A 26,246-nucleotide genomic window follows, 5' to 3' on the forward strand; every position below is an offset into this window, starting at 1 on the left:
TTTTAGAGAACTTTCTTATCCCGAACTGGCGTATTACTTATATCCTGCGTTCCAATCTCACCCATTTTACCGCGCAATCTCACCCATATTACACGCTAAAATGGCTGAGATTAGCGCGCAATATAGCTGAAATAAAAAACGAGGAGAAGGCGTGTTGAATTTTAATTTTGCGGCGATCGGTTCCGAATCAGACTTCCTCGGCCTCGTAATCCCATTGCGAACGGCGCAGGTCGACGTTACCATTGGCCTTGAAGCACACGTTTTCAGCAGCGAGCAGTGTCCGTTGAGCGGGCCAGTTGGGGGCAGTTCGCCCCACACTGTCCACCACCCTGTGGCACGGAATGGCCTTATCGGTCATGCCGTGTAGCGCACGTCCCACCTGACGGGCATGCGAAGGATAGCCCGAGAGACGCGCTATCCGACCGTAAGTGAGCACATATCCGCGCGGAATTTGGCTGACGATATTCGCCACTTCCTGCCGGAATAGTTCGAAATCAAAATGAGCCATGGGAGAAAGTTGAGCGGTTCTGCGACTTGGATTCAAGCCATGCGCTTAGAATCATGAATAGGTTGTTGACCGTTTTTCCGGAGACTGGCCTCGTCGGGAAGTCAATTTTGAGTCCCAAACTGACAGTTGTCCGAATGTTGTCTGCCTGATATTGGCATGTTTGCCCCGTGAACGGAAGGTCTAGAAACCGCATATCGGCACGGTGATGCCCGCCCAATCCGAAGCCGATGTCGTAGGCGAAGCAGAGCGAAACGGAGCTGATGATGCGGATATCCACGCCGATTTTAGGTTTCAGGGCAATGGCTGGACACTGCACATCGTAGTTCATTTGGACGTGACTGCCGGGATATGCCTGTTGCAACACATGGGTTTCACTGCCTTGCATGCGCTTCAAATTGAGGAAATTTGTCTGTATTAAGCCACCGATATGAGGCTGAACAACCCATTTTTGTGGGCAGAAATACCACTTGATGCCGCCCTCCAGACCGAGCATGTTCACCTTTTTTAGCCCGATACCTGCGGCATATTGCGTGGCAATACCGTCCTGTTCGTAGTAGAGGTTACCTGTCAAAACGAGGTGAGGATTGAGATAATAGTCGGCCGAAAGGGCGAAATAGTTGCCTTCTTCGTCGCCTATATAGAAGTCTTGCCCATCGGATGTGTCGTCAGCGAGGGTCGTTCCACCGAAGCTCGCCTGCAAAGCCCAGTGCTTGGGTGCGCCATTTGGGTTGCCGGAAGCCATGCCGTTGGAGGCCGAAAGGCAGCAGACGACGCAAAGAAAAGCTTTTATCGGGTTCATTTTTCCTTACTTTTTATCATTTATATTGCCTGTATTTCATTTCATTATTCTATGCTTGCGACGTTAACTTCAACGTGTCTGCCCATTGATACCGCTAAGTTTCGTCCCATTACTTTATTCCTGCGAGGCGTTTTGCAGGGCATCGGCCGGCGAATAAGCCACCGTTTTGACCACACGGCAGGGATTTCCCACGGCAACCGAGCCGTCGGGAATGTCCTGAATGACCACCGAACCGGCCCCAATCGTGCTGCCATGACCGATGGTTACGCCCGGAAGGACGGTCACACTGCCCCCTATCCATACGTCGTTCCCAATGGTTATGGGGCAAGCCCACTCTATTCCGTTACGCCGTTCCACTGGATCTGTGGGGTGACAAGCCGTATATAGGCTCACGTTGGGGCCTATATAGACATGATTTCCGATGGAGACTTTCGCCTCATCAAGTATGGTAAGGTAGAAATTGGCAAAGAAATAGTCGCCTACACTGATGTTGCAACCAAAGTCACAACAGAAAGGTGAGTTGACAACGGGCCTTACTCCACAGTACCCGAAAAGGTCTTTAAGGGCCTTTTCACGACCTTTTGAATCGCTGGGAGGCAGCTGATTGTAGTGCAGAATCAACTCTTTTGTCTTGAGAAGTCGCTCATAAAAATACGGTTCGGTGGCATTATAAGGTGCTCCACACAACATTTTATTCCATTCGTCGTACATAGGTTACGATGTTTATAACCGCAAAATTACGACTTTTATTTGAAGAACAACAGGACCCAATCAAAGAAAAAACGGGATTGGAAGCAGGAAACTGACGTCGGTATGCCTTAAAAAGATTTTGTTGTTATGGGTGACCGAGGCCCTTCGCATTGTGCGTTTGGCAGTCACGGACATCACTTTCCTGCATAGAATGACATAGGTTATGTTGTTTGGAAACCTCCGCAAGCCCGCACTTCCCTCCCTTGGGAGGGGCAGGGGGTGGGCTTTTCATTCCCCACGCAAGCCGTCTGCGAAGCCGGCATAGGTGTGTTTGCGGAGGAAGTTGGCATCCCAAAGGCCGGTAGGCTCACCGCCTCGCCAGCCGGAATCTTTCGGCGAGTCGGTGATACACCACTGCGTGATGCCATACTGCTGGGACGCAGGAATGATTTTGAAGTACTGGCCGACGATGAACCGATAGTAATCGCTCATCTGCTTGTGCTGCGCTTCGGTCAGGTTCTCGGTCATGACAGCATTGCCCGCAGCGTCGTTGTAGCCCATGTCAAGCTCGGAAATCTTCACGAGTTTGCCCGTTGCAGCCATCAGTTGAAGCATCTTCACGACATGTTCCTCCTTGCTCTTCTGAACTGTCGGATTGGCCGAGAACGACACGTGCATCTGACTGCCGATACCGTCAATCCGTGTCACGCCGTCTTTCTCCCATTCACCAATCCAGTGGATGAGGCTCTTGAGTTTCTTGTTGTCGTCCCAATCCGACTCCAGATTGTAGTCGTTGATGAAGAGTTTCAGCTTGGCAGCATCGCCGTTGTGGGCTGCAAAGCCCTTGCGCGCCTCGGCAACGGCTGTGCGCACGTAGTCGAGGTCGCCCAGATAGTCTTGCCAGTAGAAGTTCTTTTTGGCATCATCTTCGGAAACCGTACCGCGCGTGGCCGACTGCAGGTCGTAGTAACCGTCGCCATCTTTGTCTCGTCCCGAAATGGGTTCGTTGACCACATCCCACGATGTCACGTAGCCGTCGCAGGCTTCCATCATTCCATCGACCCATGTTGCCATGGCTGTTGTCAGGATGGTTTTCTTCTCGCTGTCGCTCAAGGGAATCTTGTTGTTCTTCTCCATGTAGTAGAGCTGAACGTCGTCGATATAGATTTTGCCCGCCACAGCACCAAGGTTGAAGAGGAAGCGGTTACAGCCCTCGCCGGTGACCGTGGTTTGAACGGTAAACTCCTTCCAAGTCGTCGTGAGACTCATTGCCGGGAAATCGCCGCGCCCCTGATAGCCGTCGGTCTTTTGGAAACCTGCGCCAATGTTGCCGGGGTTGTCGGCCTTGCCCCAAAAGTGGAGATAGTAGGTCTTGCCGTTTTCAAACTCCTGGTCGACAGCCCGCTGCACACTCCACGAATTGGTTGCGCCGGGGTTGGTGACCACCATGCACTTGCTGCCGTCGTGCGAACCGGAAGCCAACTCGGCAGTGGAACCATTGCCCCAACCGCTAAGCACATCGCTGCCATCGAAGTTGTTCTCATAGACATATTTCGGAATCTCAACCATGGGCGACTCCATGTGGACGATTTTCACATTCCGAATCTGTAGCGTTCCAACAAAAGCACCCGACTGACAAATGACAAAGCCGCCGTTGGCAACAGCCTTGAACGGCACGGCATATTCTTTCCAATCGGTGTTGAACGCAATCGATCCGTTGGCTCTTCCTCCCCAGTCGCCGATACCGACGGCAAGCGTGCCTTCGCCGGAACCTTTGACCGTCATTTTCAAGATATACTCGCTGTCTTTCTTCAGCGGCAGGCCGTCGGCAATGTGATATTGCACGCGCCAGTTGTCGGTTGCGGCAGCATTCACCAGTTTGAAGCCGTCGCCATTGACCGTGATGTTGGCCTTCACTTCATTCGGCGCCCAATAGGTGTAGCTGCCGGCTGTCGTCCAATCCTTTTCAAAGTCGGTCTTCTCTACCTTTGCGTTGGGGTCAACCTGAAGTTCTCTGTCGGCAATCAAGCCGTTGAGGTATTTATTGTTCTGCTGCGAGTGCCATGCCAGCGTGTGTCCGTAGATGGTGATTCCGCCCTCCTTGGCGTTGGAAACAAACTCTTTCACGGTAGAGAAGTCCATGCGCCCGTCGTCCTTTACGCAAGACGCATATTTCATTGCGTTTCCGGCAGTCATCTCCATGAAGTTGCTACCGGCCAAACTATAAACCAACTCGCGCTTGTTGAAGTCGGAAGCCCCCAGGGCAACACCCAACTTGAAGTCGGGATTGCACTTGCCGGCTGACTTCAACTGCTCGACATAGTTCTTCAATGGCTCGTAGTCGTTCAGGTACTGGTATTCTGCCAAGTCCTTGGTCATGTCTGTTTTGTATTCGGAGAACTTGTCATCGGCACATGAAGACAAAGCTGCCAGCACAGCCAGGCCCAATCCTATATTTAATTTGCTTAATTTCATATTCTTCGTCTTAATTATATGACACTTATAACTTTCGAGCGGAACTTACTTATACTGCGGCTTGAACTCAACCACGCCATTCGTGTTGCCACGTGTCTGCGCCACAAATTCGTCTTTGCTTTCCATTGTGAGCCCACCACCGAAGTCAATGCGGTATTCAAGGGTGAGCAAATCGCGGTTCTTGCCGCCCCAGGCTTTCTCATTGGTGGCTCCTTTCGAAGTGAACTTGCCCGTACCCGTGGCCGTCATGCCCGATGTTTCGGAAGACACGGCGCAGTTTCCGTTGTCATCAAACGAGAGTTTCAGTCTGCATGTGACAGCCTGGACGACATCATTTCCGTGCGCATCCTTGACCGTCTTGTTGATGGAAACGGGGAATATGCACTCTTTCAACGACTTTGTCGTGATTTGGCATACCTCATTCTTCTCTACGGATGCTCCCTTGCGTATCTTTGTCTCTGTATTTCCGTTATGGGTTATCTTATCTTCTCCGCTACGAAGATAATAGCCCGACCACGGATTCATGTACTTCACGCAGTAAAGCACATAGTCTTTTGGGGCGACATTCCAGGCAGCTGCGTTCGTTCTTGAGGGTGTAGAACCTTCAATGGCAGGCGTACCCGACAGGATGCGGTCAGCACCAACCTGACCCTTGATGACGATTGGGATGACATAAGTACCCGTCACAGAAGCCGGATCATTAAAGAACGCATCCTCCAACTTTACCTGCAAACGTCCTTGGAAACTTCCATTGTAAGAAACGGTGGTCGAAGGTATCGAATAATAGTTTGCCGGCATCGGCTTCACGGGCGTCACTCCGTCTTCAAAGTAGAGACGATCGCATAGCGAATTGTCCACAGCAGTCTCTAATGTGATGTCTCTGCCATGATAGGTCCCGCCCATCGTGGAGACAATATAGAAGACATGGTTGTTGTCATCGGTGTTGTCTCTGGTTTCATCATTGCCCAGCACGACATTTCGCACAACATGCTGGCGAGCGAAATATACGGATGAGCCGCCTTCGTAATCCGAGAACTCGGGATTTCCATTCTTGCAGGAGTCAAGAGCGAAAGCGAAAGCCGCCATCAATGCTATCGAGATATATTTTGTTACTTTCATTTTATTGAAGTTTTAGCGTTATTTGTTGTTTAATTCCCAGCCTTTATTCTGCTTGAGCTCCGTCCATTTTTGTATTTCGCTCTGCGGTATCGGTCCATAATACATATACTCCTTATAGTTTCTGTCTTCCACTTTGAAGGCTTTATACGTCGTTGTTCCGCCATCTTTCTTGATTTGCACGCCACCGGCAGCCACGTCGATGGGTGCTTTCCAACGGCGAAGGTCGGCAAATCGCTTGTTTTCAAAGCAGAGTTCGAGGCGTCGTTCATTGCGAATCAGTTCGCGCATCTTGCCTTTATCGGACGCACACTCATTGAGATAGGCTACATCGGTAATTCCTGCGCGGTCGCGAATGGCCTTGATGACATCGTAAGCAGAATAACCATGCGACCCCGAACCCTTGGGACCCCACGCCTCATTGGCTGCTTCGGCATAGTTAAGGAACAGCTCTGTGTAGCGAATATACACGGGATAGTGATACTTAGCGTTCTTGGAATTCGGGTTAGGGTCGCAATCTTCACGCAGAAGTTTCTTCATATAGTAACCCGTTCGCGTGGAATTACTCACCTTGTTCAAGCCATCATCGTTGCCAGTGGTCGTGATATCGGTTTTGATTTCCTTTCCTTTATACTTGCTGCCATCATGGATAACGTACATATCGAGGCGTGGATCGCGGTTCTCATAAGGCTTACCGGCATCATAGCCTCCACGACTATCGGCGATGGGATAGCCCGTAACGGTCGGAAAAGCATCAACCAAGTTCTGCGTCGGATTGATTCTTCCCTTGCCATAAAGGCTTGGTGGAAAGTTATCGGCCTCTTGATTCAGACCAAGGTTCCAGTCTTCATCACCGTTTGTACGGCTTCCTCGCCAAAGAATCTCCTGTGGAACGGCACCCGATCCAAGGTTATCAATCTCCGAAGTCTGTGCAAACCATTTGTTACCCGTGGGCGATATGCCGCTCACGCCGCCTATACGGTCAAGCACTTTGGCTGCATCGTCGGCCGCTTTGGCGTAGTTGACGGTCGTACCTGCTGCAAATGCCGGACTGGCAGCAAGCAAAGAGGCCTGCGAACAAATGGCTTCTGCAATGCGACCACTGATACGTCCGCGCATGATTGCGCCGAAAACGCGATTGTATTCGCCTGCCGTCTGAACGCCGATGGCCTTATATTTGGCCGGAACATCGGCGTCGTTCGTCAGGTCGTTATAGTCGAGTGGGAGCAATTTCTCGGCTTCTTCCAAGTCGTTATAAATCTGATTGAGACACTCTTGGAACGTGTTACGCGCCTTATTGAAGTCATCCGAGGGTTTCTCTGAGGCCGTTAAGTTCGGCACACCGAGCAGTTTCCCATCGGCATCCCAGCCACCATGGTTCATTAACAAGAAGTACATGTTGAGCGCTCTCAAGGCATAAGCCTCGCCTTTACGGCTATCACAGTACATTTTTCGGGCTTTTTCGTCTTTAGCCCAGTTCACTTTGTCTGCCTGTTCCAAGAAAATATTCAGGTATTGTATGCAGGCCCGGCGATTGGTCCATTGAGACATCGGGTCGTTATTGGCTGCCCAAGCACCCGTGGCCATCTTCAAATAACCGTTAGACAGATCATTACTCACCGCATCATCAGTGGCAACGTCCGTCACGCTCTTGGTATTGTAGGGCAACATAGCGTATCCGTAGCCCAACAGCCCTTGGGCATAAGTCGGTTCGTTGTAGATTTCGTCCAAACCCCGGTTGTTTTCCTGTGCAGGCTCAAACAAATCGGAACACGAAACCAAGCTGAATGCCAATGCCGTCAATAGGAATAGCTTCTTTATTTTCATAGCTTTTGTTTTTAATTTCATTTCATCAGAAAGTCGCTTTCACCCCGATATTGTAGTAACGTGTCTGTGGTGCGCTGCCAACATTCAGCTCCAGCACCTCACGCTCGCCCGAAATGGTGAGCAGATTGGCCCCACTGACGAATGCAGACAAGCCTTTCACCCATGTCGAACCAAACAAACGGCGTGGCAAATCATAGGTGATTTGAACCTTCGCCAAGCGGAATGCATCGGTTTTATACAGCCAAAAGTCGGAAGTTACAAAGTTATTGCTACCCGAAAGTGTCGATAGTCGGGGGTAAGTTGCCGTAGCTGCGGTTTCAGGAGTCCAACGGTTGCGAACGACGGCAGAGTACTTGCCGGCCTCACGCACCCAATAATAGGAGGAGTTCTTCACACCATGCGCGCCGAAGTTGCCCACACCGAGGGCAAAGAACGTGAAACCTCTCCACTTGGCAGTGAAGTTCACACCCATCGTAAACGGGGCACCATACCATCCCCCTTTACCAAGATACACTTGGTCGTAGTTATCGATCTTGCCATCATGGTTAACGTCCACATACTTGATGTCGCCGGGCCTTACCGTACTGCCAAGACTGCTTTGGTCGGGAGAGGCTGTAATCTCGGCTTCGCTTTGGAAGAAGCCCGCACTCTTATAACCCCAAATGCCATCAATAGCCTTTCCCTGTCGGTTCTGATAGGCTTCAACATTATTCTCGTCAACCTTTGTCGCCTTCGTATTATAATAGGTGCCGGTAAGGCCGAGTGAGAGATCCGTTTCGCCGAACTTCCGGTTGAAGTTCAGGGCGAAATCAAAGCCAACGCGGCGATCATTGTTGTAGTTCAGCACGGGCATGAAAGACCCTTGGGGGTAACTTGTGTTCAAATGTGAGGGGAAGAAGGTGGGCGAATCAATGAGATAGCCCTCCATGGAATTGATGAAGAAGTTGGCATCAAGCGTAACAAAGTGCTTCCACAACGAGGTTTTGAAACTCAAAGAAAGCTCTTTGCGCTTGATAAAGCCAAGGTCTTCGTTCTCGCCTCTTTTCGAATACGTGTACTTATCGTTCGAGCCATCATACCAGCCATAACCGTTGTCCGAAGTCCAAATACCTTTATAAAGATAGTAACGAACATCTCCGCGGGCAAGGTCGATATCCTCGTTGATGATGCTTCCCGAAACGCTCAACAGCATATTGTCGACAGCATCGACATCTTTCAGAAAACTTTCATTCTTGAGTCGCCAACCCAAAGTCAGTGATGGAGAGAGCGCTTCACGATGGCCGGGGGCCAATTGTGCGGAATGAATAACGGCCAATCCCAAGTCGGCATAATACTTCTGCATGAAATTGTAAGAGACTCCAAGGGCAAGATTGGCACTCGACGTCTTATGATACTGTCCCGACCTTGACTGCTGATAGCCCGAAGCAATCAGCATGGCAGACAGGTTGTGCACGTTGTTGAACGTGTTGTTGTAGTTGAACTGCGCGGAGAACAGCATGGTCTGGTTGTCCGTACTGCCGCTGATGTTCTGATTGCCCGAACGTTTGTCTTCACCTTCTTTCTTTAATCCCACGATAACGTCCTTGCCGTTATAGTTCGACCAAGTCGGGATATAGACGGCATAGCTGTTATCGAACGATGTCGTGTAGGAGGTGGAATAGTCCACGGCGAAGCGCGTTTCAAAAGAAAGACCCGTCAACAGCTTTCCAAGTCCGATGTTGACACCCGTGTCAAACTGGAATTGACGACTCGTCCACTTGCTCTTGCCGGCTGCATAAACATCGCCGAACAAAGAAGATGAGTTTGCTTGTGAGCCGGCAAGGAAATATTTACCGTCAATCAGCTTGGCTACACTCAGCAATTCCAAGGCTGCCTTTGCATGCGGGTCGACCATATCCACAGGTATCAACGGATTGGCATACTGCGGGAAATTGGGCCGCATCGTTGCTGCCACGTTCCAATAGTTTCCCTTGGCCGTATTTGAATCGTAGAATGTGGCGCTTGAGTTCACCCACGCCTTGATGTCTTCACTGATGTTCACATCGACATTACCACGCACACTGAACCGCGAAATATGGTTGTTCTTGGCCTCACCAAACTTGAAATAGTCTCCGCTGCGATAGTAATTGATGTTGCTGTAGAAGTGTGCACGCTCTCCGCCACCGCTGATTTCGGCTGTTGCCTCATGGCGCGAATACATCTTGCGGATGTAGTCGGATGAATAATAATCGATATTAGGATAACGATAAGGGTTCAGCCCCGACCCGTGATTGTAAATGTCGGCCGCTGAATAAAGCGGTGTCAGCCCGTCATTCGCACGTGCCTCGTTATAAAGCGTCATATATTCGGCCGAACTGAGGTATTCGGGGAATGACTTTGCCACATGCAAGCCCGTGTTGGCCCGCACCTCAACCTTCAGTCCGTCGTTCTTTCCGCGTTTGGTCGTGATGAGCACGGCGCCCTTTGCGGCCTTGCTGCCATAGAGTACAACGGCCTGTGCACCTTTCAAGAAGGTGATTTGGTCGATTTCGCTCGGCATGACATTGGTTGCATCACGCGGCACACCATCTACCATGACCAGATAACCGGCATTGTTGCTGTCCATTCCCCAAAGCGAATTACCGTTAAAGCCACCGACATACCCCTGCATATTGTCAAGGCTGTAGGTATTATAGTTCTTTTTCATCAAGTCGGCCACGTCGACAACGGACACACCGCCGAGGATATCCTTCTTGGCCACCTTGCGATAGGCCACCTGCACCATTTCCTTCTCCGCACCAGCAGTGTCGGTCGCTTGCTCAACAGCTGCCTTTGCATCGACACCGACAGGAGCCAACACGACAAGGCCTGCCAGAAGAAGTTTTGATTTATAGGATTTGAATTTCGTATTCATACGATTATTTCTATTTATTATCACTTAAAACATTCTTTACCAGCCCGGATTCTGATAATACTCCGGATAGAGATAAACCTCATTGATAGGCAACGGGAACCAATAGTGCTTTGTATTAAAACTGCGGGTCAGTATCAATTCCTTTCGATAATTGGCCACCCGGGCATCTTTCGGGTCGTTGTTTCTGTAGAAGTTGGCGTTTTCCACGCGGTCAAACTCCTGCGAATATTTTTCGTTGTAGGGTGCTTCGGTGAGGAGCAACCAACGCTGCAGGTCGTTGAAGCGGAATCCTTCGAAAGACAATTCCACGGCACGCTCGCGGCGAACTTCGTCCATGAACTTGTTCTTGTCCGACAGATAAGCACTCCCGACATGGCCCGCACCCACGCGATCGCGCAGCGTGTTGAGGGCATCGGCAGCCGTTTTGCCAAAGTTCGAGGCCTTGCCTGTTGCCCCACCTATGGCCGCACATGCCTCGGCATACATCAGATAGATATCGGCCAAGCGCATATAGGGCAGATAGCAATGCAGGTTGCCGCCCCAGTCGTACGTTCTGTCTACCTCGTTACAGGTATGGGGCACCAGCTTCTGAATGAAATAGCCCGTGCGACTGCCGTTTGCCACCGGCCGCATGTTGCCGCCCGTGAAGAGTTCGCAGTATTGCAGGTGGGCATATTGGCCGGGCGTGCCGTTCAGGTATTTGAAACCGTCGAACACGATGTCGTGATAGAAACGCGGGTCGCGGTCTTTGAAAGGATGATTGGGGTCGAAGCCCGAACCGGGGTCGGTGATGGGAAGCCCGTTGGCCATGCCATACATCTCCACGAGATTGGCTGTCGGCTGGTGAATCACGTTGTCGTGGGCCACTACCTTATCGACCTTCGGACCGAATACCTTCGAGGTGTTCCAGTTCGAGCCGTTGTAATCGGCAGACGGACCACGGAAGATGGCTTCTACAGAGCCCGGCATCTTCCAGTTCTGCTTGCTGGTATAGAAGATGTCCGAGAAGCATGTGGTGGCATTGGCAGCCTTTTCGTGATTGTAAACATCCTTATACTTGAACTCGGCCAACGCGTATTGCGTCTGTCCCGACTCCACCAAACGGAGCAACTCTCCGAAGGCTTCGGCCGCCTTCTTGGCATATTCGCCGTCATAGTCATAGGTCTTACCGTCCTTCGAGGCGCCGAGCCGGGCACCATTCTTCATCAACGGACTTGCCGCCCACAGGTAAGTCTTGCCCAGATAGCCCAAAGCCATGATCTTATTGATACGCAGGTCGTTCTTTCCCTGCGTTGCGGCTCCGGCACTCGTGCGGTCCCAGTTGACGGGCAACAGGTCGGCCGCCTTGCGGAAGTCGGCCGCCGCCTTGTCTGCACACGCCTGATAGGAGAGGCGGGGCAGGTTGAGTTCGGACTTGCTGTCGAGGTAAGTGTCCACGTAGGGCAACCCGCCGAAGAACTGCATCAGCTCGGTGTGCCACCAGGCACGGAAGAAATAGAGCTGACCGGCAATCATGTCTTTCTCTTCTTTGGATGCAGCAACCATCTTGTCAAGGTTGGTCAGACCCAAGTTAGCCTTGCGGATACAATACCAGGCGTGTGGCCAAAGCGAGTGTTCAAACTTGTTGGTTGAGGTGGGATTGCTCCCTGTCTTATAGAGCCAGTTGCCCGTAGTCTCCCATGCACGGAAGTTACCAAGGTCAACTTGATGCGTCATTCGGTTGTCGGCCTCGGGATTAAAGACCTCATCATCGCCCCAATTCCACGACGGACACCAGTTACATTTCTCTTTATCGGGGATACAATTGTAGATTTCTTCCACGAAACCCTGGAAATTGCGGAAGTTGACAAAGGCATCGTCGGGCGAAACGGTTGAGTCGGGCTCCTTATCCAAGTAGTCTTCGCAAGAAACCAACGCCGTGTTGAGTGCAAACAAGGCGCATATCAACATCAAAATGGTTTTTATGTTCGTTTTCATTTGTCTGTTTTGTTTAATACTACAATGAGAATTTAACACCGATATTGAAGCGTCTCACGGTAGGGTAGGCGCCGAGGAAACCGCCGCCGCCGAGGTTGGCTTCGCGGTCGTCGGGCATACGTGTCCACAGCCAGAGGTTGTTGCCGTTGAGATAGAGCTTGAGATAGGTGATGCCCAGATGCTTGATCCAACCGCTTGTCCAGGTGTAAGCCACCTCGACGTTCTTCAATCGGATGTAGGAACCGTCGTAAAGGAATTGGGTTCCGTTGCTGTAGCTGGATTGGTTGGCGCCCCATCTGGGCACGATGACGTCGGCGTCGGGCGCACTTTTGTCCCACCATGTGCCTGCATCATAGACATTGTTGAGCTTGTTGCCGAAGCTGCTCAGCGTGACGTCGCGGGTCACATCGGTCACACCGTAGAACTGCGCCATGGCCGAGAAGCCTTTCCACTCAACGCCCAGCGTTGCATTGTAGGTGTTCATCGGCGAGCCGCTGTAGCCTACGGGTGCCGCATCTTTGCTGTCGATCACGCCATCGCCGTTGAAATCAACGATGTAGTAGTCGCCCACGAGGCGATGGTTGTCGTTGGATTCATGGGCCGGCGAACCGATCAGGTCGTCGATGTTGTTGATGAAGCCGCGGTCAAGATACGATCTGTATTGCCCCATGGAGAAGCCGGCATCCTTCTGATAAGCCGGACGAAGGACGGGGTCGTCCTTGAGCAGCACCTTGTTCTTGGCGTGGGTCATGTTGAAGTTGGCCCACAGGCGCAGGCCGTTTGCCCACTTTTTGTTGAGTCGCACCTCGAATTCATAACCTGTCGTGCGCACCTTTCCTTTATTGATCGTAGGCGCTGTGGTGCCAAAGTAAGCCGGAACGGAGCGTCCGCTGCCAAAGATCAGGATATCGTTTCGGCGGTCATGGAAGAAGTCTATGGAACCTGTAACCAGTCCGCCAAGGAAACCATAGTCGACGCCAAAGTTCGTTTTGCGCACGGTTTCCCATTTTACATTCTCATTGCCCAGGGCACTTTGGCGATACCATGAATAGATACTTGCGGTATGATCCAGGTCCATTGTGGTCTGACCGCCATAAGCCCACTGGCTCATGTACAGCCAGCGACGGGCCGAATCAAACGGGTCGCCCATGTTTTCGTCGCCGATTTCACCGTAAGAAGCGCGCAGCTTCAACAGGTCGATGATGCCTTTCTCGCGCAGGCGGTCCATGAATTTCTCTTCCGTAACGGTCCATCCAAGGGCGCCGGAGTTGAAGAAAGCAAAGCGATGGGCCTTGCCGAATTTCTCAGAACCGTTGTAAGCGCCATTATACTCGATGAAATAGCGGCCCGCATAGTTATAGGTGGCACGGAACGCCCAGTCTTCGCGATAGGTAGGCATCACGCTTCCGCGGGCATTCTCCTGTCGGGAGAAGAGTCCCATGGCCGAAACGTCGTGGTGTCTGAACTGACGGGCCCAGTTCAATTGCAACTGGTAATAGAGATTGCGCACGGTTGCGTTGTTATCTACGGCGCCTCCTTCGGTGGTCCAGTTCACACCTTGCTGCCAATCAAACTTGTTGTTGCCTTCAAGTTCTTGTCCCAAAGTCACCTTTCCGGTCTCCGGATCGATATATTTCGTCGGCGAAGCGTTGTAAAGGTCGTTGATTCCGCGACCGCTTTCCATAAAGATATTATCCCAGGAAACCGTTCCGCGGGCATTCAGTCCCTTGGTAATGAAATCCAATTTCTGTTCCAGTGTGAAGTCGGTGTTGATGCGCGTCGTCGTAATCTGGCGCACACCGCCGATGGCGAGGTTCTGTGCAGAGTTTGAAACGTTCGAAGCATTGGGATAAAAGCCCCAAGAGCCGTCGGAATATTTGGGCAGGAACACGTCGGGGGCAATGTTGTAAGCGCCTGCCCACTGCTGTCCGATCTGCCATTCACTGTGCACGGAGTTGCTCCAAGGCGACTTCTTCACGCCGTTCGAGCCTGAGATGTTGGCCCGCAGCGTTGTAGTGTTCGTGATTTGAAAGTCCAGATTGCTGCGAACATTGATGCGGTTGTAACCGTAACCCGCCTTATAGTTGCGTCCGTTGTCGTATTCTCGGAACAAATCTCCCTCATGTACGAAGTCGGCTGACGCAAAATATTTCACGAACTTTGTACCGCCGCTGATGTTCACATTGGCATTGTAAGACATGGTCGACTTCTTGAACAGCGCATCCTGCCAGTCCACATTCGCATAGCGTTCACGCTGTTCCAAGGTGTTCTGGTTGCGATAATTGTCGATAAAAGACTGCGGACGAACATACGACCATGAGTCGGGCGCAATGCCAAGTTCGTGCTCTACAGCCTGATTGCGCAGTCTTAAAGCATCGTACGAGTCATATTTGTTCGGCAACTTCGAGGGTGCTTTCATCGTTGCATTGAAGCCCACGTCGATCTTCGCCTTGCCTTCCGTACCACGTTTTGTCGTAATCAGAATGACACCATTGGCGCCTTTCACACCGTAAACGGCCGTTGCCGAAGCGTCTTTCAGTACGGAAATGTTGGCCACCGAAGCGATATCGACACTGCTCATCGGGCGTTCGATACCGTCAACCAATACCAATGGGTCGCTTCCGTTCCACGTGCTGGCGCCGCGAATGATGATTTGGGGTTCTTCTTCGCCCGGCATACCGTTGCCTTGAATGGTCACCACGCCGGGAAGATTGCCCGTCAAAGCGGCTCCGATGTCGCTCACACCTGCCGCACGTTCCAACACAGCCCCCGTTGTTTGGGTGATAGAACCCACGACACTGGCCTTCTTCTGCTGGCCGTAGCCCACGATAACGGTCTCTTGAAGGGTGTGATCGTCGTCTTTCAGGACGATTTTTGCCGCATGTCCCTCGACAACGACAACCTCCTTGGTGACCATTCCCACGTAAGAAACAACGAGTGTGACCTTTTTAGCCGGCGTCTTCAGTTCGAAATTACCGTCAAAATCGGTGACAGCGGCAACAGAAGGCTTTCCTTTCATGACGACAGTGGCCCCGATCAACGGCTCACCTCCGGCGTCTAAAATCGTTCCGCGAATGGTGTTTTGCGCCAAAGCCGCCACAATCGACGCGAAAAGCATGGCCACGATCAGCGAAAAGCGTTGAAAAAGTCTGTGTACTTGTCTCATTTTTTAATTATTAGGTTAGAATTAGACTTTACATTTGCAAAGATATTCAATACTTTTTTAACGGCGTACATGATATTGTAACATTCATTTTGCGCCATGTAACAAAGTGAATGTTATGCAAGGGTTTAGGGTCACTACATTCTTATTTCGACGCGTTTGTCACCATACAGCAAATCGTAATTTCCTTCCTTGAAATGCACGGTATTTGTGTTTTCGTCAAAGAACTCAAACGACTTACGTGTCAATACAAGCTCTGCTACGGCCTGATGTCCGGCTTTCACAAAGACACGACTGAAGCCGCGCAGTGATTTTATCGGCCCGTTCGGGTCCTGATGGTTCTTGATATACAGTAAAACGGTCTCTGTTCCGTCCTTACTGCCAACGTTTTCTACGGGAATACGCACCACGATGGAATCAGCCTTTTTGATGATTTCAGCCGTTCCCATATTGAACGTTGTATAGCTAAGGCCATGACCAAAAGCAAAGAGCGGGTCGGAGAAATAACGATAAGTGCGCCCTTTCATGCTGTAATTCTCGTAATCGGGCAGCTGATTACTGTTCTTATAGAAGGTGACGGGCAGTTTTCCCGAAGGATTATAATCGCCGAAGAGCACATCGGCAACGGCCGTTCCGCCCTCTTGCCCGGCATACCATGCCTGTACAATGGCGTCGCAGGCTGTGGTTTCCGGCTCCAGAGCAATAGCCGACCCCGAACAGTTCACATAGACAAGCTGCTTGCCTGCAGCGTGAAGGGCCTTGATGAAATCCCGCTGAACACGTGGAAGTTCGATGTCTGTTCGGTCTCCTCCCTTGAACCCCGGTATGTCCACAGGCATTTCTTCGCCTTCCAAAGCAGGTGAGATACCACCTACAAAGACCACTTTTTCAATGCCCTTCAATGCCCGAATGACTTCCTGGTAGTCAATAGGTCGCTCGGTTCCGATATTGATTCGAATGTTTGCACCCCATGTATTCACATAGGTAAAGCGCACTTCTATGCGATAGTCTTTGCCGGCCTCAAGCCGAATAGGTATACGAGTCGGTGTTGTTCGCCATGTGTGTTGGTGCTGCATCTGCTTGCCATTGACCCATACTTCAAAGTCGCCACACCCTTCTACTTTCAAAACGGCCTCGCCATCACGCTTTGATAGCAGCACGGTTTCATATTTGGCCGAGAAGCCTTCTACTTTTACACCGGGCGCAAAGCTGTGCATACCGGCTGTCGTTGCAGCCACTTCACCATGATAATATTGTGTCGTAACAGGTTTCCCGGTCATCGTTGTATTGTTCCAAAAGGTACCACGTAGCCCGCGTTTGCCGGCTATCATGCATGCATCAAACAACGGATCGACCACCATTGTGTCGGTAAGATCGCAGCCTTTGATGTATTTCACGTTCTTATGCTTGGCCCGTATACCGTCAAGGATGGTCACCGTACGGTTGGGGGTACCGTTGTAATTGCCCCACATCATCGGCACATTATCGGCATTCGGGCCGATCACAGCGATGCGTTCGTTGTTTTTCTTCAGTGGAAGCATGTTTTGCTTGTTCTGCAACAGCACGATAGATTGGCGTGCCATATCGAGCGAAAGTTGGCGGTGAGCCTTGCTATCCATTACAGAATAAGGGATTTTCGACCATGGAACAAGCGCCGGGTCGTCCATTTCGCCAAGGTCGAAACGCCCTTCAAGCAGACGAAGCACATGTTTGTCGACCTCCTTCTCGCTGATCAGGCCGCGCTGCACAGCTTCGGGAATACACTTATAGGTGTAGTTGAAACCGCATTCCACATCGGTTCCGGCCAGCGCGGCCTTGGCTGTGGCATGAACAGCATCACTTGAGGTCTTGTGGTTCTGCCAAATGTCACTCACGGCACCGCAATCGCTCACTACCAAGTACTGAAAGCCCCACTCGTCGCGCAGAATTTGCTGCAGCAGTCGGCTGTTTCCGCAACAAGGTTCGTCATCGAGCGCCTGATAAGCACACATCACCTCGCGCACCTTGGCTTCCTCAACGAGCGTTTTGAATGCGGGAAGATAGGTTTCCCACAGATCACGCGGCGACACATTGTTCAGATTGGCCGTGTGACGCGTATATTCGGGCCCGCTGTGCACGGCATAATGCTTTGCACAAGCCCACAGTTTGCGATACTTACTGTCTTCAGGTCCTTGCAAACCACGCACAACCGCCGTTCCCATCACAGCCGTCAGATAGGGATCTTCACCGTAGGTTTCCTGTCCACGTCCCCATCGTGGGTCGCGAAAAATATTCACATTGGGTGTCCAAACCGACAGACTATGGAACTTTTCATCCTCGCCTCCGTTCCTTATTCGATGATGATACTGAGCCCGCATCTCATCACTTGCTGCGCTAAACACCTTATATAACAGTGCATCATTGAACGAAGCCGCCATCGCAATGGGCTCGGGAAACACGGTCACGTTGCCCATGTTGGCCGCACCATGCAAGGCTTCGCTCCACCAAAAGAATTTCTTGATGCCCAACCGCGGTATGGCCGGCGACTCATCAAGCATCAACAGGGCTTTTTCTTCAAGGGTTAAGCGACTCAACAAATCCTGTGCGCGTGTCAAGGCGCTAAGGTTTGGATTCTGATACGGATACGCCATGCCGGTTAGCGACGGCTGCGCCAATGCCGATGATGCCGTCATCACGGTCACGAACGACAAAAGAATGGTCTTGATTTTGTTCATGGTTGCTATGAAAATAATGATTGAATACGAAAAGTTGAATTTTCCTTCGTGTCGCCATCACCCTTTGTCGCACCTTGTTTGCATAATCGAACGAACGAAAGGGAAGGCAACTGCACCCTGATTTACCTCACCACCACTTTCTTCCCGCCTGCAATATAGATGCCGGGAGGAAGCCCCGCGGTGGCAATCTCGGTGGAAACGTGCGAACGCACACGTATTCCATAAAGGTTATAAACGTCGGTGAAGTCGGGATTTGCATTGACAATGGGGGTGATAGCCGTGGGCATATCGTCGGCATTATCGGTCAGATAGAGGTTGTTTACGTCTATTTCTCCTGCTCCGTTGCCCCATAAGCTCACGATATAAATAGGTGTGTGGCCAAGCACCTTGCCCTGTTTGGTCTTTTCCTTGGTCAGGTCTACAACGATAGTCGTCTTGTTTTCCAACGCAATCTCATAGCTGTCTCCCCAAATACTTTGTTGAGGGAACAGCATCAATTTGGCGCCGCAGGTCTGCGGTTTGTCGAGTTTCAACACCAGATAATGCTTCGAAAGCCCGATGCCGCCATCGAACTGCCACCCCATCTGCCCCCATTTGCCGGGCTGGAAGACTCGTTTGGTCTCGTCATACGTGCCATGATCGAAAATATCCGTCCTTATGGACGAGGCTTCAAACGAGAACATCTGCACCCGAACGGTTATCTTTCGCGATAACGTCTCACCGGTTTCGGTCGTATAAACGGCCGTGATTTGTGCGGTTCCATCGCTTTTTGCATGGATTACCCCATCCGTTATCCCCACGACATCGGGTGCCGAAACGGTATATTGAATGGCTTTCGGCAATACTTCCACGCTTCTTCCGCCGGGGAAGAAAAGCGTAAGCGGTGCATGATAGGAATCGCCCGGCATGAGCAAGGTGTCTTTCAATGCCCAGCATATACTGTCGATTCGGCGTTCGGCAGCACTGAACACATAGTCGTCGGGATAGGGTTTTGCGGTGGTGTTGTAGGCTTTATACCACCCCATGCAAGCCGCACCGCAGGCTTCTTTCAGTTCGCCAAAGGCTGCAACCACACGTCCTTTGCCAACCAATTCATCAATATCGAGATAGCAACCCGTGCCCGAAAGCGTCATGGATATGTTGCCATAATGGTCGATCATGCGCTTATAAGCAACGCCCCATTTGCTTGTTGAGGCCGTAGCCCACGTGCCGTAATTGGCCTTCACCCATTTTCCATGCTCGTCATAATGGCCTTCTCCCGCCTTTTCGGGGCTCCAATCCACCTCTGTAATCATGACAGGTCGGGGCTCGACAACGGGCACAAGACCTTTAAACCGGCGTATACCTTCTTCGGCATTTGGCCGTTCGTCGCTCATACCATACCAGCCGGGATAGTCGTGAACGGCATAGCCAAAGTTGTCATCCGTGATGGGATGGCGGGCATAACCCACGTAATTGCCCTGCCAACTGCTGCCGGGAATCCAAAGAATACCCTTAAATCCGTTGCCGCGAATCTTGTCAACGATGGGTTGAAAGAAGTCGCGCAGCGCATGATCCGACGCTTTTCCCGTCGCATCCTTAACGACTACGGGCTCATTGGCCAGCTCTAATGAAATCTGACCGGCATATTGCTGAACGACAGCTTCACGCGAAACGATGTCCCAAACCGTCGTTAGATATTGCTGATAAGCATCGCCTACACGGATTTCATGAGGGCAGACGCCCGGCGGACGCACCACGACATAGAGCCCATGCGCCATGGCTTTCTGCATCAAGGGGATATAAAGCGATTGCAAATAGCGCTGGAGTCGGTCGGCACTGAACTGCGAAATGTTCTCTTCGCCCTTTTTTCCGACAAGCGGTTTGGTCGGATCATTGGTCCAACAAGGGTCGAGATGCAGGCGGAACACATTGCAATAAGCGCCCTGCGAAGCATCGGTCAGGCCCCGAAAGAGCTTTTCAAAATAGTTCAGACAGGCCGGAACGCTGCTGTCATCAATATTCCAACCCCATCTTCCGCCATTGAAATAGGGATGAGGTGTATCCATCACGCCATGAAGCAACACTTTGTTGCCATGTCTGTCGACCATGTTTCGGCCCTCAACATGGAGCGAAGGCAGCGGTCGAGGCATTTGTGCAACCGATGGAAAAGCGGTGAAACCGATAAAAACCACCGCCATCAGAAATCTACGATGCGTCATAAACCATTGGTATTTCATCAAAGTTATCATTGAAAAGAAAGCCCGAAACGATACAAACCGGCTCCCTGACGGCGCTCATACGACTTGAACCGGATGCTGCGCCCCATGGATTTTGTGCGTTCTCGCATTCTGTTCCGTCAAGCATTTTCAGCGTCTGTGGTCACTTTCTTCCATGAAGAGATAGGAAGTCTGATAGCCTCCGTAGTCTACGATCACCTTTTCAAACACGATGGCTGGATCTGACGGCTCAAGCGTCAGCGTGTGCCAATCGGCCTTTTTGACGGGAAGTGTCACGACATGTTCGATAACCCGACGGGCAACCGTGGGATAATAGATGCTGTAGATATTCTCCGGCTTCTCGTTCAGGCGGGCATTGAACCGCACGTTTTCGCCTATTTCATCGTCTAATTTCACGGTATACGTGAGGCTGCCTTTGTTCAGATAGTCCAAAGTAGACTTCACAACGACGTGTATCTTCACGCTGTCGGTGGTGCAATCAGGCATCGAGAAACGATAAGAAAGCCGTGCACCGGCAACGCTTTCCGTGTAAGGCGTGAGCGTAATTCCACTGCAAGTGCGCCCCATAAAGGGAATGATTGCCCATTTGGCCCGTGCTGCATCGGTGGCAGTATGATAGTGTTCGGCCTCCATCGAAACGACACCTTGCCGGCCGACAAAGCTGAAACCACCGGCCGAAGTGTCGCTGATGCGGTAGAGTTTCGGCTGCATGTCGTGGGCGAAATCATCGTTCCAACTCGTGTAACCGATATGTTTCTGCGTCATCATTCCGTTCCATTTGCCGCCCGAAATATCCCGATTGTAAGCCCGGCAAAGCATGGAATCACGCTTGAAAGCAGCCTCGCAACGATCGGCCCAAAGGTTTGCGTCGGGGTCGTTACGTGCATAAAGCCGATGATTCATGGCTTGTGCATAGTACATGTTATAGAGGTTTCCCATCGCTTGCAGCGGAAACAAAATCAATTGTTGATAGGCATCTCGCTGCTCGGGACGCAAAGTGATGAACTGACGCAGGGCTTCCATCTCCAATTGTTCGTACTGACCGACGACCGTTTTCCACTCACCCGTGGCCAGATTATAAGTGTCTTTATCGAGCATTTCGGCCGTGATGCGCCCGTTATATTTGTTCAACAGGTTCAGAATGCGGGCCGCTTCAGGGGCCTGACTGTCGCCGAATTGCTCTGCACAAAAGCGCAAAGTGTGGTCGGTAATGGCCGAAATGGCAAATTCATTTGGGTTCCATGCCATGTCCATGAATAGTGAAATGGGATACTCCATAGGCTTCAAGTCGCCCACATTCAATATCCAAATGCGGTCCAATCCGTACTGATAAGCGAGCTGAAGTTGCTCAAACATGTGCTGTGTCGGGGTCACATTGAGCCACTTGGTATTGCGGGGTGCACCCACATAATCAACGTGATAATAGAGTCCCCAGCCTCCTTTGTGCTTGCGTTCCCGTTCATTTGGCACCCTGCGCACGTTGCCCCAATTGTCGTCACACAGCATGATGGTGACGTCATCCGGCACGCGCATGCCCTTATCATAATACTCCAATACCTCTTTATATAAGGCCCACACCTGCGGTGTTTCACCGGCCGGACGCCCCGAAACCTCCCTGATGATGCGGCGTTGATTACTGACGATGCGTTCAAGAAGCCTTGTATCGGCCGCTGCACTCATCGCTTCGTCGCCGTCACCCCGCATGCCTATCGTCACGATATCCTCTTTTCCCTTGCGCCGGATGCCTTCGCGGAAAAACTGATCCAGCACGTTTTGATTCGTTTGGTAGTTCCATGCACCGTATTCTTTGCGTTTTCTAGCCCATTCCTGATGGTTGCGTGCCATCGGTTCATGGTGCGATGTACCGATGATAATGCCCATTTCATCGGCCGTTTTGCTGTTTTCCGGGTCGTCGGCATAGAATGCCCAACCCCACATGGCAGGCCAAAGCATGTTGCCTTTCAACCGCAGCAGGAGCTCAAACACGCGTGCATAGAAGCGATGATCGCCATAGTCGGTGCCGTAAGTATGCTTCACCCACGAGGTCAGACAGGGCGCTTCGTCATTTAAAAAGAGGCCGCGATAGCGCACGGCAGGCTCTCCGTCCGTATAAATCCCGGCCGAAATATATATTTTATCATGCCTTTCTATGGGCACATCTGCCCAATCATACCACGGAGAAACACCCATTTGTTGCGACAATTCATAGATACCATAGATCGTTCCACGACGGTCGCTACCGGCTATGATCAGTTGTTTTCCGATGCGTTGCAGTATAAATTTCTCCCGTTTTCCACGCAATAAAGCCCCATTCAGTCGCTTTTCTTTGATGAGTTTATCGATGGCTTTGGAGTGTCCGATGGAGCCGATGACGATGCGGGCAGCCGCTGCTTCGGTGAAAACAACCTGTGCTCCACACACCTTTTTCAGGTCTTCTGCGAGGTTATGTGCCGCCAAAGAAATGCCTTTTTGATTGGTTTCATCGACAAAAATGCCCACTTTCCCGCCTTCGTTCAACAGGAAGTCACCATTTGAAAAGCTGACAAAGCGGTCGGCAGCAGCAAGCGGAAGCGCTGAAAAAAGAAGGCACAGGCAGCCAAGACAAGCCAGAAGTCCGGCCCGATGCTCCCGAAAAAGAGGGAGAACTGGCCTGAAATATTGTTGTTTAAGTTGCTTCATATGTTTTTATTTAATAGCCATTGCTGTTCAAAACGCCTCATGCTGCAGATTTTTCTGCAAATATTTGCGATGAAATCGTTTTTTTCCCCTATTTAAATAGCTTGCCTGCAAATGCTTTCAAGCACCTTCTCCATGTCAACCATTCGTGGCCGGTACCCTTGGAAACATAGCTGTCGACCTTTATTCCGGCCGCCCCCAAGTCGTCAATCAGTTTGGCCGTACCCATGTTTTCATCTGTTCCGCAGCCCAAGAAAAGGCAGTGCAGCTTGCTGTTCACCTCATTCGGCCGTGAAAAAATGCCATTATAGGTCTTGTTGACGTCCAATCCGAAGATGGCGCCGCTGAAACTACCGGCATAAGCGAACTTGTCAAGGTTGGTGAAAACCACATCAAAGGTCTGATGTCCACCCCACGAAAGTCCTGCCATGGCTCGATGTTCGCGGTCGGATTGGGTGCGGAACGTGTTATCTATCATGGGAATGAGGTCGGAAAGCAGCACTTTATAGAACGATGCGCCGTAAGTACTGTGTTCCACATCCCTGCTTCCGCCGCGGAAAGGCGCTTTCAGGTCGCCACTTTCCATGACAACAATCATCGGAACGGCTTCTCCTTTTGCGATCATGTTGTCCATGATGTTTTGCATCAGCCCTTGACGACTCCAACCTGTCTCATCTTCACCCATTCCATGCTGCAGATAAAGAACAGGATAACGCTTTTTGCCTTTTTCATAGTCGGCCGGCGTGTAAACCATCGCCCTTCGCCACGCTTGAGTGGACGTAGCAAAATATTGCACCGACCGAACTTGCCCCTTGGCAACGCCTTGTTGCGGACGATAATAGTCGCCTTCACGGCCTTCGGGAACCTCTATTCCACTCGACTGGCAGCAACATCCGAAGAAAGTTTCACTTGCCGGATCGGTCACTTGCACGCCATCTACCCAGAAGAAATAGTAATGGAAGCCCACGACAAGCGGTTCGGTAACCCCTGTCCAGATGCCCTTTTCATCGCGTTGCAGGTCATATTTCTTGCCGCAGATGTCCACTTTCACGCTTTTTGCCGATGGGGCATTCAGCCAAAAATAGCCACGTCGCGCCGTATCCAGCTTCGGAAAGTCGTTTCCCGGCACGGCCGTAGCAGCCACAACGGCATCTTTCGGGATGTCGACAGCCTTATATATCGGATAACCCAAGAGCGAAAGCATCTTCGAAGCATAGCGTCTGCCCAGTTCCCGATAGCCTTCGGCATCGAAATGCAAGTCATCGGGGCCGCTGGTGCAGCCTTCGGAAGAGATGACATGGGCCGTATGAATGGTCTGGGGCAGCGCATCAATGATGGGATTCATGGCAATACACTTGCCCCGACCATCGGCTCTGACCACTTCTCCGGCCAACAATGGCACGTCTTCCGCCTTGAGTTGCAGGTCGGCAATGAGCTGATGATAGACGAAAGCCACCTTTCCGGGCCACGTTTTATCGCCTGTGTTCGACTCTCCCTGATGCAAAAGAATCCCTTTAATGACGCCAACTTGCTGTGCTTTACGTGCAAGTTCGACCAATCTGTCGTATGGATTGTCGCCATAAGCCTTGAGCATGCCCTTCATCCATTGCGGTGCACGGGTTCGAACATAGTTGGCAACGGAGTCGCGCATGAATGTTTCGATATGACATCCGCCGATTGCTACGTTGATAACGCCTATTCGGATATTTTTTGGCAGATGTTCCACCATCGTCCGGCCGAAATAGTCTATCGGAGTCAGTCCCGTGTTTTCCCGACAAAGCGGTGGAACGGCCGTATACCACTGACCCATTTTCCTACCCAACCGATTGTTGTCCACTGCCGCCATCATTTGAAAGCGACTGTCGATGCCCACAAGGTCTTGCGGCTCGATTTTTGCCGCGCCTTCCATGTTGGATTGTCCGAAACAAAGGAAGATGTAGAAGTCGGGATCGGCTGCCGCACGTGCGGTCAAAGCCGTGATTGACAACAAAACGCAAACCAACATGCGCCGTAAAGAGAATGCTTTTCTTTTCATATTAGGATTATTAAACCTTCATTTTGCAAAAATAGATTTTATTTTCCAATCTGTCAAGCCCTGATGTAGCACATTCTTTTTTGTTTGTAACATCATCGGGGGGAAAGAGAATGAACGAAAGTTGCGTGCAGGATGCGCCCGATGATGCAAGAAGAAAGCGAGCCTTCTGCCACAAAACAAACCATACGACCGATTTGGATTTGTCAGAAAGAAAACTTATCTTTGTTACATCACTAAACCGTGATGCTTATGAAACGACACAAAACTGCCATTTTCGCCCTTTTCATCGGTCTTTTTTCCATTCTATTGTGGGTGGCTTGTAAGGCTGACACGCAAGAAACCCAGCAAAAGAGCTTGTTGGACAGCTTGGAACGCATGGACACCACGCACATGAAGCCTGCTTTTCTGAAACTCATTCATCAAGCTGTAGGTTTCTTTCCCAAGCAAAAGGCATTCATATTGAGTTGTTCTTACTTGTATGAAGACCGGGGAACGCTGACAAACGGCGTGAGCATTAACAACGATGTGTTCTATTTTCACCCCGCTTATCGCGAGGCTTTCGAGGGTGGAGAATGGTCGATTGATAACATATATCCTAATCATTACTTCCTGATTGATGGCAAAATCGTCTTCGTTTGCTTGCGTATGGACGCTTGCAATCAACAAGAATACTACAAGAAAGTCTATCAACAGCTTGTTCCCAACACTGGTGTTCTCGAAGAGAAAAACGTGGTTCGCATCATGGTTGAGCACAAACAAGACCAAACCCGCTTTGCTTTTGACCTCTTCAAGCCCAATATCAAGCCGTTACGTGAGCTTATTCGCCCCGTAAAATTCGTTGCGCCGGAGCCATAGACAGCCAAGGAACACGTGAAACCCATTGTTTCAGTTGACAATTGATGCGTAAACGGGTGGACAAATTAATTATTTATGCGCATGTAGGGACGCACGGCTCGTGCGTCCGCTCAAGCGGAGTGAGTCGACAAATGGACGAATAAACGGGTTAACAAGTGGACAGTAATCGGGCTGTAAACAGGCCGTGTTGAACGGACGCACGAACCGTGCCTCCCTACATGCGCATAAACAGATTGTGATGCCAGCTTCGTTGATAATCAATGACTTACGCCAGTTCGGGATAAGGATTTGCTTAGAAA

General features: G+C 51.0%; 16 protein-coding genes. 1 reads left to right on the top strand and 15 read right to left on the bottom strand.

What is annotated here, in order from left to right; genetic code table 11:
• Positions 1-187 precede the first annotated feature (187 nt).
• From HMPREF2983_RS03930 to HMPREF2983_RS03990, 14 genes are all read right to left on the bottom strand, one after another.
• Positions 188-508 carry an MGMT family protein gene (locus tag HMPREF2983_RS03930; protein WP_004377830.1) on the bottom strand — a complete coding sequence of 107 codons (321 nt, stop codon included), beginning with the start codon at positions 506-508 and terminating at the stop codon, positions 188-190.
• Complete coding sequence (locus HMPREF2983_RS03935; protein ID WP_004377829.1) at positions 495-1,307, bottom strand: hypothetical protein; 813 nt, start codon at positions 1,305-1,307, stop codon at positions 495-497. The genes HMPREF2983_RS03930 and HMPREF2983_RS03935 overlap by 14 nt, the downstream gene beginning before the upstream one ends.
• A gap of 114 nt (positions 1,308-1,421) precedes the next feature.
• Positions 1,422-2,018 carry a sugar O-acetyltransferase gene (locus HMPREF2983_RS03940; protein ID WP_070666950.1) on the bottom strand — a complete coding sequence of 199 codons (597 nt, stop codon included), beginning with the start codon at positions 2,016-2,018 and terminating at the stop codon, positions 1,422-1,424.
• Positions 2,019-2,285: 267 nt separating this feature from the next.
• Positions 2,286-4,472 carry an endo-1,4-beta-xylanase gene (locus tag HMPREF2983_RS03945; RefSeq protein WP_070666952.1) on the bottom strand — a complete coding sequence of 729 codons (2,187 nt, stop codon included), beginning with the start codon at positions 4,470-4,472 and terminating at the stop codon, positions 2,286-2,288.
• Positions 4,473-4,517: 45 nt separating this feature from the next.
• Positions 4,518-5,591, bottom strand: coding sequence for a DUF5627 domain-containing protein (locus tag HMPREF2983_RS03950; RefSeq protein ID WP_039874018.1), 1,074 nt, complete (start codon positions 5,589-5,591; stop codon positions 4,518-4,520).
• Between the two features lie 18 nt (positions 5,592-5,609).
• Positions 5,610-7,415: a RagB/SusD family nutrient uptake outer membrane protein gene (locus HMPREF2983_RS03955; RefSeq protein ID WP_004377825.1), complete on the bottom strand. Its 1,806-nt coding sequence runs from the start codon at positions 7,413-7,415 to the stop codon at positions 5,610-5,612.
• 25 nt (positions 7,416-7,440) lie between these two features.
• Positions 7,441-10,308 carry a SusC/RagA family TonB-linked outer membrane protein gene (locus HMPREF2983_RS03960; protein WP_070666954.1) on the bottom strand — a complete coding sequence of 956 codons (2,868 nt, stop codon included), beginning with the start codon at positions 10,306-10,308 and terminating at the stop codon, positions 7,441-7,443.
• A 36-nt stretch (positions 10,309-10,344) separates the two neighbouring features.
• Positions 10,345-12,285 (bottom strand): RagB/SusD family nutrient uptake outer membrane protein, encoded by a 1,941-nt coding sequence (locus HMPREF2983_RS03965; protein WP_050749418.1) that lies wholly within the window; start codon positions 12,283-12,285, stop codon positions 10,345-10,347.
• A 19-nt stretch (positions 12,286-12,304) separates the two neighbouring features.
• Entirely contained in the window at positions 12,305-15,451 is a 3,147-nt protein-coding gene (locus HMPREF2983_RS03970) for a SusC/RagA family TonB-linked outer membrane protein (RefSeq protein ID WP_070666956.1), read from the bottom strand.
• 134 nt (positions 15,452-15,585) lie between these two features.
• Positions 15,586-18,162 carry a xylan 1,4-beta-xylosidase gene (xyl3A, locus tag HMPREF2983_RS03975; RefSeq protein WP_004377821.1) on the bottom strand — a complete coding sequence of 859 codons (2,577 nt, stop codon included), beginning with the start codon at positions 18,160-18,162 and terminating at the stop codon, positions 15,586-15,588.
• 122 nt (positions 18,163-18,284) lie between these two features.
• On the bottom strand, positions 18,285-20,363 hold the full coding sequence (locus HMPREF2983_RS03980; protein ID WP_070666958.1) for a cellulase family glycosylhydrolase: 2,079 nt from the start codon (positions 20,361-20,363) through the stop codon (positions 18,285-18,287).
• Complete coding sequence (locus tag HMPREF2983_RS13940; protein WP_004377819.1) at positions 20,350-20,508, bottom strand: hypothetical protein; 159 nt, start codon at positions 20,506-20,508, stop codon at positions 20,350-20,352. The genes HMPREF2983_RS03980 and HMPREF2983_RS13940 overlap by 14 nt, the downstream gene beginning before the upstream one ends.
• Before the next feature lie 2 nt (positions 20,509-20,510).
• Entirely contained in the window at positions 20,511-23,060 is a 2,550-nt protein-coding gene (locus tag HMPREF2983_RS03985) for a glycosyl hydrolase 115 family protein (RefSeq protein WP_070666960.1), read from the bottom strand.
• 88 nt (positions 23,061-23,148) lie between these two features.
• On the bottom strand, positions 23,149-25,092 hold the full coding sequence (locus tag HMPREF2983_RS03990; RefSeq protein ID WP_070666963.1) for a sialate O-acetylesterase: 1,944 nt from the start codon (positions 25,090-25,092) through the stop codon (positions 23,149-23,151).
• Between the two features lie 249 nt (positions 25,093-25,341).
• Here HMPREF2983_RS03990 and HMPREF2983_RS03995 point away from each other — a divergent pair, with 249 nt between their 5' ends.
• Positions 25,342-25,947, top strand: a complete 606-nt coding sequence (locus HMPREF2983_RS03995; RefSeq protein ID WP_070666965.1) for a hypothetical protein — start codon at positions 25,342-25,344, stop codon at positions 25,945-25,947.
• Between the two features lie 69 nt (positions 25,948-26,016).
• On the opposite strand, the gene HMPREF2983_RS13945 is transcribed toward HMPREF2983_RS03995, so the two are convergent.
• On the bottom strand, positions 26,017-26,246 hold a 230-nt coding region (locus tag HMPREF2983_RS13945), incomplete at its 5' end, for a hypothetical protein (RefSeq protein WP_168166199.1).

Origin of the sequence: Prevotella sp. HMSC077E09 (genome assembly GCF_001814685.1) — a bacterium.
GTDB classification, from domain to species: Bacteria; Bacteroidota; Bacteroidia; order Bacteroidales; family Bacteroidaceae; genus Prevotella; species Prevotella oris.

Bases quoted from the DNA above. Each gene is read 5' to 3' on its own strand.
- HMPREF2983_RS03930 (WP_004377830.1), bottom strand. From the start codon at position 508: ATGGCTCATTTTGATTTCGAACTATTCCGGCAGGAAGTGGCGAATATC.
- HMPREF2983_RS03935 (WP_004377829.1), bottom strand. From the start codon at position 1,307: ATGAACCCGATAAAAGCTTTTCTTTGCGTCGTCTGCTGCCTTTCGGCC.
- HMPREF2983_RS03940 (WP_070666950.1), bottom strand. From the start codon at position 2,018: ATGTACGACGAATGGAATAAAATGTTGTGTGGAGCACCTTATAATGCC.
- HMPREF2983_RS03945 (WP_070666952.1), bottom strand. From the start codon at position 4,472: ATGAAATTAAGCAAATTAAATATAGGATTGGGCCTGGCTGTGCTGGCA.
- HMPREF2983_RS03950 (WP_039874018.1), bottom strand. From the start codon at position 5,591: ATGAAAGTAACAAAATATATCTCGATAGCATTGATGGCGGCTTTCGCT.
- HMPREF2983_RS03955 (WP_004377825.1), bottom strand. From the start codon at position 7,415: ATGAAAATAAAGAAGCTATTCCTATTGACGGCATTGGCATTCAGCTTG.
- HMPREF2983_RS03960 (WP_070666954.1), bottom strand. From the start codon at position 10,308: ATGAATACGAAATTCAAATCCTATAAATCAAAACTTCTTCTGGCAGGC.
- HMPREF2983_RS03965 (WP_050749418.1), bottom strand. From the start codon at position 12,285: ATGAAAACGAACATAAAAACCATTTTGATGTTGATATGCGCCTTGTTT.
- HMPREF2983_RS03970 (WP_070666956.1), bottom strand. From the start codon at position 15,451: ATGAGACAAGTACACAGACTTTTTCAACGCTTTTCGCTGATCGTGGCC.
- xyl3A (WP_004377821.1), bottom strand. From the start codon at position 18,162: ATGAACAAAATCAAGACCATTCTTTTGTCGTTCGTGACCGTGATGACG.
- HMPREF2983_RS03980 (WP_070666958.1), bottom strand. From the start codon at position 20,363: ATGACGCATCGTAGATTTCTGATGGCGGTGGTTTTTATCGGTTTCACC.
- HMPREF2983_RS13940 (WP_004377819.1), bottom strand. From the start codon at position 20,508: ATGCTTGACGGAACAGAATGCGAGAACGCACAAAATCCATGGGGCGCA.
- HMPREF2983_RS03985 (WP_070666960.1), bottom strand. From the start codon at position 23,060: ATGAAGCAACTTAAACAACAATATTTCAGGCCAGTTCTCCCTCTTTTT.
- HMPREF2983_RS03990 (WP_070666963.1), bottom strand. From the start codon at position 25,092: ATGAAAAGAAAAGCATTCTCTTTACGGCGCATGTTGGTTTGCGTTTTG.
- HMPREF2983_RS03995 (WP_070666965.1), top strand. From the start codon at position 25,342: ATGAAACGACACAAAACTGCCATTTTCGCCCTTTTCATCGGTCTTTTT.